Annotated in this window: 1 protein-coding gene; it reads left to right on the top strand. The window is 66.6% G+C overall.

Going from position 1 to position 8868, the window contains the following annotated elements; all coding sequences use genetic code 11:
* Positions 1-8868, top strand: an 8868-nt coding sequence (locus NGR01S_RS29605) for a non-ribosomal peptide synthetase (protein WP_157107512.1), incomplete at both ends; no start/stop codon positions are given.

Raw genomic sequence — 8868 nt, 5'->3', positions numbered from 1 at the left:
TTTGCGCACGGTGTACCCGGAAACCGATTCCGGTCCGGTGCAGGTCGTCCTTCCGGCCGCGGAGGCGACGCCGCGACTCCAGGTCCGCGTGGTCGCCGCCGCGGATGTGGTGGCGGCGGTGACGGAGTTGGCTTCGGCGACCTTCGATGTCACGGCCGATGTGCCGTTGCGGATGGCGTTGTTCGAGGTGGGCGCGACTTCCGCGGCCACCGGCGAGGCCGTCTCCGGTGAGTTCGTGCTGGCGATGGTGGTCCACCACATCGCCGGTGACGGTTCGTCGGCCGGGCCCTTGACCCGGGACCTGATGACCGCCTACGCCGCTCGGGTCGTCGGCGAGGTGCCCCGGTGGGCGCCGCTGCCCGTGCAGTACGCCGACTACAGCATCTGGCAGCGCGAACTGCTCGGCGATGAATCCGATCCGGAGTCGCTGGCGGCGCAGCAGGTCGGATACTGGCAGTCGACGCTGGCCGGTATACCCGACCAGCTGGATTTGCCGGCGGATCGGCCGCGCCCGGCCGCACAGTCGTTCACCGGTGGCCGGGTCGAGGTCGCTATCGATGCCGAGACCCATGCCGGTTTGCAGCGGGTCGCCCGGCAGCAGAACGCGACCCTGTTCATGGTCGTGCACTCCGCCCTGGCGGTGCTGCTCTCGCGGCTGTCCGGAACCGAGGACATCACCATCGGAACCCCGGTGGCGGGTCGTGGCGAGCAGGCTCTCGATGATCTGATCGGTATGTTCGTGAACACGCTGGTGTTCCGGACCGAGTTGGATCGTGGTGAGTCGTTCGCGGATCTGTTGTCGCGGCAGCGTGAGGTCGATATCGCGGCGTTCGCGCATGCGGATGTGCCGTTCGAGCGGCTGGTCGAGGTGCTCAACCCGGCGCGATCCACGGCACGGCATCCCTTGTTCCAGGTCGGTTTCTCGTTCCAGAACCTGGCCCAGGCGCTGCTGGAACTGCCGGGCCTGACGGTCTCCGGAATGGAGGTCGACACCGGGATCTCCCAGTTCGACCTGCATTTGATCGTCGCGGACGCTTATGACAGTGAGGGTGCGCCGCAGGGTGTGTGCGGCCACCTGACCTATGCCACCGATCTGTTCGACCACGCCACCGCGCAGGAATTCGCCGGCCGGTTCACCCGCTTGCTGAGTGAGATCGTCGCCGCACCGGATACCGCGGTCGGGCAGCTGGAGATTCTGGCCCCCGCCGAACGGACGGCGCTGGCGGCCCGTAACGACACCGATCGGGAACTGGATCCGGCGGCGACACTGGCGTCGCTGCTGGACGCGACGGTCGCGGCCACGCCCGATGCGGTCGCGCTGGTTGCCGCCGACGATTCCCCGGTCACCTACGCGGAGTTGGGTGCTCGGGTCAATCGGTTGGCCCGGTATCTGATTTCGGTGGGTGTGGGCCCGCAGGATCGGGTTGTGCTGGGGATGCGGCGGTCGGTGGATTTGGTGGTCGCGATGTATGCGGTCACCACTGCCGGCGGTGCGTACGTTCCCGTGGATCCGGACCAGCCCGCCGAACGAACCGGTTACATCCTCGACACCGCGGCACCGGTGTGTGTGCTGACCAGCGGCGCCGAGGGCGGCAGTCTCCTCGCCGGTGTCCCGTCGGTGGCTGTGGATGCTCTCGATCTCGGCGATTTCGACGCGGCACCGGTGACCGATGCCGAGCGCGTGGCACCGTTGCGGCCGTCGAATACTGCCTATGTGATCTTCACGTCCGGTTCGACGGGTCGTCCGAAGGGTGTGGCGGTTCCGCATGCGGCCGTCGCGAACCAGTTGCGTTACATGACCGCCGAGTTCGGGCTGGCCGCAACGGATGCGGTATTGCTGAAGACCGCGGCGACGTTCGACGCGTCGGTGTGGGAGTTCTGGCTGGCGGCGGTGTCCGGTGGCCGGATGGTGATCGCCGAGGCCGACGGGCATCGGGATCCGTCGTATCTGAACAAGCTGATGGCCCGGGCTCAGGTGACCACGTTGACGGTCGTTCCGTCGATGCTGGACGCGTTGCTGAACACCGAGACCGGGTTGTCCGAGTCGGTGCGGCAGGTGCTCGCCATCGGTGAGGCGCTGCCGGCGGCGACCGCGCGGAAGATGTTCACCCGTTCTCCGGGTGCCCGGCTGTTCAACCTGTACGGTCCGACCGAGGCGGCGGTGTCGATCACCACGCACGAGGTGACCGAGGCCGATCAGGGTTCGGTGCCGATCGGTGTGCCGCAGTGGAACAGCCGTGTGTACGTGCTGGATTCGCGGTTGCAGCCGGTGCCCGACGGTGTCGCGGGTGAGTTGTATCTGGCGGGCGTCCAGTTGGCCGACGGGTACTTCGGACGGCCGGATCTGAGCGCGGACCGGTTCGTAGCGGATCCGTTCACGGTGGGGCAGCGGATGTACCGCACCGGTGACGTGGCCCGCTGGACCGCGGCCGGCGAACTGGATTATGTGGGCCGGTCCGATTTCCAGGTGAAGCTCCGTGGTTTCCGGATCGAGCTCGGGGAGATCGAGGCGGCGCTGTTGGCGCTGCCCGAGGTCGCGCAGGCCGCGGTGCTGGTCGCCACGGATCCGCGGACCGGGGATCGGCTGGTCGGGTATGTGGTGCCCGGCGATGAAGCCGCTCTGGACACCGCGCGCATCCAGTCCGAACTCGGGCAGCGGTTGCCGTCGTACATGGTGCCCTCGGTATTCGTGGAACTCGATGCGCTGCCGTTGAACGTCAACGGGAAGCTGGATCGTAGAGCGCTGCCCGAGCCGGTGCTGGAGACGCGGGAGTTCCGGGCGCCGTCGACTCCGATCGAAGAGATCGTGGCCGGTATCTACGCCGAGGTCCTCGGTGTGGACCGGGTGGGTGTGGAGGACGATTTCTTCGCCCTCGGCGGTAACTCGCTGGTCGCGACGCAGGTCGCTGCGCGGTTGGGTAAGGCGCTGAACACCACGGTGCCGGTGCGCGCGCTGTTCGAGGCGTCCACGGTGGCCGGTCTGGCGGTCCGGGTGGAGCAGCACGCGGGTTCGGGCGGGCGTAACACCCTGGTACCACAGTCGCGTCCGGAGTTCGTGCCGTTGTCGTTGGCGCAGCAGCGGATGTGGTTCCTGAACCGGTTCGATCCGGAGTCGGTGGCGTACAACTTCCCGTTGGCGATCCGTTTGTCGGGCGATCTCGATGTGGACGCGCTGCGGCAGGCGGTCACCGATCTGGTGGAACGGCACGAGACATTGCGGACCCGCTACCCGGCGGGTCCGGACGGCGTGCCGTATCAGGAGGTCCGGCCGGCCGCGGAAGCGATCGCCGGGGGGCTCGCCGTCGAGTCCACCGATGATGTGGTGGCCCGGGTCGGCGACCTGATGTCAGCCGGTTTCGATGTGACGGCCGAGGTGCCGTTGCGGGTGGCGCTGTTCCAGGTCGACGGCACAGCCGACGAGTTCGTGCTGGCGATGGTGATCCATCACATCGCCGGGGACGGTTCCTCGGTGGGCCCGCTGACGCGGGATCTGATGACCGCTTATGCCGCGCGTACGGCCGGGGACGCCCCGGGATGGGCGCCGTTGCCGGTGCAGTACGCGGATTACAGCATCTGGCAGCGTGAGCTGCTCGGTGACGAGACCGATCCGGAATCGATTGCGGCGCAGCAGGTCGGTTACTGGCAGTCCGCGCTGGCCGGCGTGCCGGATCAGCTGGATCTGCCGATGGACCGGCCGCGTCGGGCGGTGCAGTCCTTTGCGGGTAGCCGGGTCGAGGTCGCCCTCGATGCCGAGACCCATGCCGGTCTGCAGCGGGTCGCGCAGCAGCAGGGTGCGACGCTGTTCATGGTCGTGCACTCCGCGCTGGCGGTGCTGCTGTCGCGGCTGTCCGGAACCGAGGACATCACCATCGGAACGCCGGTCGCAGGCCGCGGTGAAGCGGCCCTCGATGATCTGATCGGTATGTTCGTGAACACGCTGGTGTTCCGGACCGAGCTCGATCGCGGCGAGTCGTTCGCGGATCTGTTGTCGCGGCAGCGTGAGGTCGATATCGCGGCGTTCGCGCACGCGGACGTGCCGTTCGAACGCCTGGTGGAGGTCCTCAACCCGGCGCGTTCGCAGTCGCGGCACCCGTTGTTCCAGGTGGGGCTGACGTTCCAGAACCTGGCGCAGTCGAGTCTGGAACTGCCGGGCCTGACGGTGTCGGGTGTGGATGTCGATGCCGAGATCTCGCAGTTCGACCTGAACCTGATCCTCGGCGATTCCTATGACGAATCGGGTGTGCCGCAGGGTGTTTCGGGTTATCTGACCTATGCCACGGCGTTGTTCGATCACGCCACGGTGGAAGGCTTCGTCGATCGGTTCGCGCGCCTGCTGCGGGAGATCGTGTCCGCACCCGAGACCGCCGTCGGTGATCTGGAGGTTCTCGCCCCGGTCGAGCGCGCTCGGGTGCTGGCGGAGTGGAACGCGACCGAGCATGCGCTTCCGGCGGGGTTGTTGCTGGATGGGTTCAATGCGGCGGCTGCGGCGCATCCGGATCGGGTGGCGGTTTCGTTCGAGGGGACGAGTCTGTCCTATGGTGAGTTCGCGGGTCGGGTGAATCGGCTCGCGCGGCATTTGATCGTCGAGGGTGTGGGTCCGGAGACTCTCGTCGGGTTGTTGGTGTCGCGGTCGCTGGATCTCGTGGTCGGTATGTATGCCGTGGTGGCGGCCGGTGGTGCGTATGTGCCGTTGGATCCGGCGCATCCGGCGGAGCGGATCGGCTACATCCTGGATACGGCGTCGCCGCTGTGCGTGCTGACCACCACTGCCGACGCGGGTGCGGTGCCCGAGGGGACGGGTGTGCCGGTGCTGGCACTGGACACCCTCGATCTGAGTGATCGTGATACCGCACCGGTTACCGATATCGATCGGGTGTCGCCGGTGCGGCCGTCGAATACCGCGTACGTGATCTTCACGTCCGGGTCCACGGGCCGGCCCAAGGGTGTAGCTGTTCCGCATTCGGCGATTGCGAATCAGGTCGCGTGGATGCTGGCGGAATATCCGCTGGATGCCTCCGATGTGTACCTGCAGAAGACCGCGACCACGTTCGATGTGTCGCTGTGGGGTTACTTCCTGCCCTTGGCTGCCGGTGCGCACCTGGTGGTGGCGACGCCGGACGGTCACCGTGACACCGAGTACCTGGCGCGGACGATCGCCGAGCGCAGCGTCACGGTGACCGACTTCGTCCCGTCCATGCTGGGTGTATTCGCCGCCCATACGCGGGCGGGTTCTATCCCGACTCTCGAGCATGTGTTCGTGATCGGTGAGGCGTTGCCGCCGGAGACCGTGTCCGCGGTGCACGCGATCTCGGATGCGGCTGTGCATAACCTCTACGGTCCGACCGAGGCTGCGGTGTCGATCACGTATTGGCAGGCGACCGGTGATGAGTCGGGCAGTGTGCCGATTGGTGTGCCGCAGTGGAACAGCCGTGTGTATGTGTTGGATTCCCGTCTCCAGCCGGTTCCTGCGGGTGTGGTGGGTGAGCTGTATCTCGCGGGTGATCAGTTGGCTCGTGGTTATGTGACTCGTCCGGATTTGTCAGCGGATCGGTTCGTCGCGAGCCCGTTCGATGCCGGTCAGCGGATGTACCGGACCGGTGACCTGGTGCGGTGGAGCCGGGTCGAGGCTTCGGTGGAAGGCCGTACGGAGTCCCTGCCGGTGCTGGAGTATCTGGGTCGTACCGATTTCCAGGTGAAGTTCCGTGGTCAGCGGATCGAGCTGGGTGAGATCGAGTCGGCGTTGCTGGCGCAGCCGGTGGTCAGCCAGGCTGTGGTGACGGTGGCGGCGTCGGATCTGGGTGAGCAGCTGGCCGCCTATGTGGTGCCCGCCCCCGGCGAACAGATCGTTACGGCTGCGCTGCTGGACGCATTGCGTGAGGTGCTGCCGGTCTACATGGTCCCGGCCGTGGTGATGGAGCTCGATGCGTTCCCCTTGAACACTTCGGGCAAGCTGGACCGTAAGGCGCTGCCGGCGCCGGTGTTCGAGACCCGGGAGTTCCGGGCACCGTCGACTCCGATCGAGGAGATCGTTGCCGGTGTGTTCGCCGAGGTCCTCGGTGTCGAGCGGATCGGCGCGGATGACGATTTCTTCGCTCTCGGCGGTAACTCGCTGATCGCGACGCAGGTCGCGGCGCGGTTGGGTGCGGCGTTGGGTACGCAGGTGCCGGTGCGGATGCTGTTCGAGGCCTCCACCGTCAGCGCGCTGGCCGCTGCGGCGGAAACCGCCACGCGCCGCGGAAACCTGCCCGTTCTCGCACCGCGCGAGCGTCCGGAGCGGGTGCCGTTGTCGTTGGCGCAGCAGCGGATGTGGTTCCTGAACCGGTTCGATCAGCAGTCGGCGGCCTACAACCTGCCGGTGGCGATCCGGTTGACCGGTGCACTGGATGTCGAGGCACTGCGTGCGGCTGTCGCGGATGTGCTGGAACGACACGAATCATTGCGGACCCGGTACCCGCTCGGCGCCGGGGACCTGCCGTATCAGGAAGTTCTGCCGGCCGCACAGGTGATCGGCGGGATGGAGATCGCCGCCGCGGACGATCCGGTGGCGCGGGTCGCCGAACTCATGTCGGTCGGCTTCGATGTCACCGAACAGGCGCCGGTACGGGTGCTGCTGCTGACCACCGGACCCGACGAATGGGTGCTGGCGATGGTGGTGCACCACATCGCCGCCGACGGTTCCTCGGTGGGCCCGTTGACCCGGGACCTGATGACCGCCTATGCGGCACGGGTGACCGGCGAGGCCCCGGGGTGGACGCCGTTGCCGGTGCAGTACGCCGACTACAGCATCTGGCAGCGTGAGCTGCTCGGGGACGAATCCGATCCGGAATCGATCGCGGCACAGCAGGTCGGTTACTGGCAGTCCGCGCTGGCCGGAGTGCCGGATCAGCTGGACCTCCCGGCGGATCGGCCGCGCCCGGCGGTACAGACCTTCGCCGGTGGTCGCGTGCGGTTCGCGATCGACGCGGAAACCCATGCCGGTTTGCAGCGGGTCGCCCAGCAGCAGAACGCGACCCTGTTCATGGTCGTGCACTCCGCGCTGGCGGTGCTGCTGTCCCGGCTGTCCGGCAGCGACGACATCACCATCGGTACCCCGGTGGCGGGCCGCGGTGAACGGGCGCTGGACGATCTGGTCGGTATGTTCGTGAACACGCTGGTGTTCCGGACCGAGCTGAATCGTGGGGAAGCGTTCACCGATCTGCTCCGCCGGCAGCGGGAAATCGGTATCGCGGCGTTCGCGCACGCCGATGTGCCGTTCGAACGCCTGGTCGAGGTACTCAACCCGGCGCGGTCCACAGCACGGCATCCGCTGTTCCAGGTGGGGCTGACATTCCAGAACCTGGCACAGTCGGTGCTGGAACTCCCGGGCCTGACGGTCTCCGGTATCGATACCGATACCGAGATCTCGCAGTTCGATCTGAACCTGGTCCTGGGGGATACCTATGACGCTGCCGGGGCACCGGAGGGTCTGGCCGGGTATCTGACCTATGCCACGGCCCTGTTCGATCACGCCACGGTGGAAGGCTTCCTGGGCCGATTCGCGCGGTTGCTGCGGGAGATCGTGTCCGCTCCCGAAACCGCTGTCGGTGATCTGGAGGTTCTCGCCCCGGTCGAGCGCGCTCGGGTGCTGGCGGAGTGGAATGCGACCGAGCATCGGCTGCCGGCGGGGTTGTTGTTGGATGGTTTCAATGCGGTGGCGGCGGCGTATCCGGATCGGGTGGCGGTTTCGTTCGAGGGGACGAGTCTGTCCTATGGTGAGTTCGCGGGTCGGGTGAATCGGCTCGCGCGGCATCTGATCGCGCAGGGTGTCGGGCCGGAGACCCTTGTCGGATTGCTGGTTTCCCGCTCACTGGATCTCGTGGTCGGTATGTATGCCGTCGTTGCTGCGGGTGGTGCGTATGTGCCGTTGGATCCGGCGCATCCGGCGGAGCGGATCGGCTACATTCTCGATACCGCGGCACCGCTGTGTGTGTTGACGACTACCGGTGATTCGGCTGCCGTGCCCGAAGACACCGCTGTCCCGGTGCTGGCGTTGGATGGCCTGGATATCTCCCGGTACGCCGATTCCGTGGTGGCCGATGCGGATCGGTTGTCGCCGGTGCGGCCGTCGAATACGGCGTATGTGATCTTCACGTCCGGGTCTACCGGGCGTCCGAAGGGTGTGGCGGTTCCGCATTCGGCGATCAGTAATCAGGTTGCGTGGATGCTGGCGGAGTACCCGTTGGGTGCTTCGGATGTGTATTTGCAGAAGACGGCGACGACGTTCGATGTGTCGTTGTGGGGTTATTTCCTGCCGTTGGCTGCGGGTGCGCATTTGGTGGTGGCGACGCCGGACGGTCACCGGGATACCGAGTACCTGGCGCGGGTTATTGCCGAGCAGCGGGTGACGGTCACTGACTTTGTGCCGTCGATGTTGGGTGTGTTCGCTGCCCACACTGCCGCGGGTTCTATCCCGACTCTCGAGCATGTGTTCGTGATCGGTGAGGCGTTGCCGCCGGAGACGGTGGCGGCGATGCACGCGATCTCTGATGCGGCTGTGCATAACTTGTATGGTCCGACCGAGGCTGCGGTGTCGATCACGTATTGGCAGGCGACCGGTGATGAGTCGGGCAGTGTGCCGATTGGTGTGCCGCAGTGGAACAGCCGTGTGTATGTGTTGGATTCGCGGTTGCGCCCGGTTCCTGCGGGTGTGGTGGGTGAGCTGTATCTCGCGGGTGATCAGTTGGCGCGCGGTTATGTGACTCGTCCGGATTTGTCGGCGGATCGTTTTGTGGCGAGCCCGTTCGATCCCGCGGAGCGGATGTACCGGACGGGTGACCTGGTGCGGTGGAGCCGGGGCGAGGCTTCGGTGGAAGGCCGTACGGAGTCTCT

Origin of the sequence: Nocardia grenadensis NBRC 108939, from assembly GCF_001613445.1 — a bacterium.
GTDB classification, from domain to species: Bacteria; Actinomycetota; Actinomycetes; order Mycobacteriales; family Mycobacteriaceae; genus Nocardia; species Nocardia grenadensis.
The sequence above is the reverse complement of the archived record's forward strand: the minus strand, read 5'-3'. Positions and strand labels throughout refer to the sequence as shown.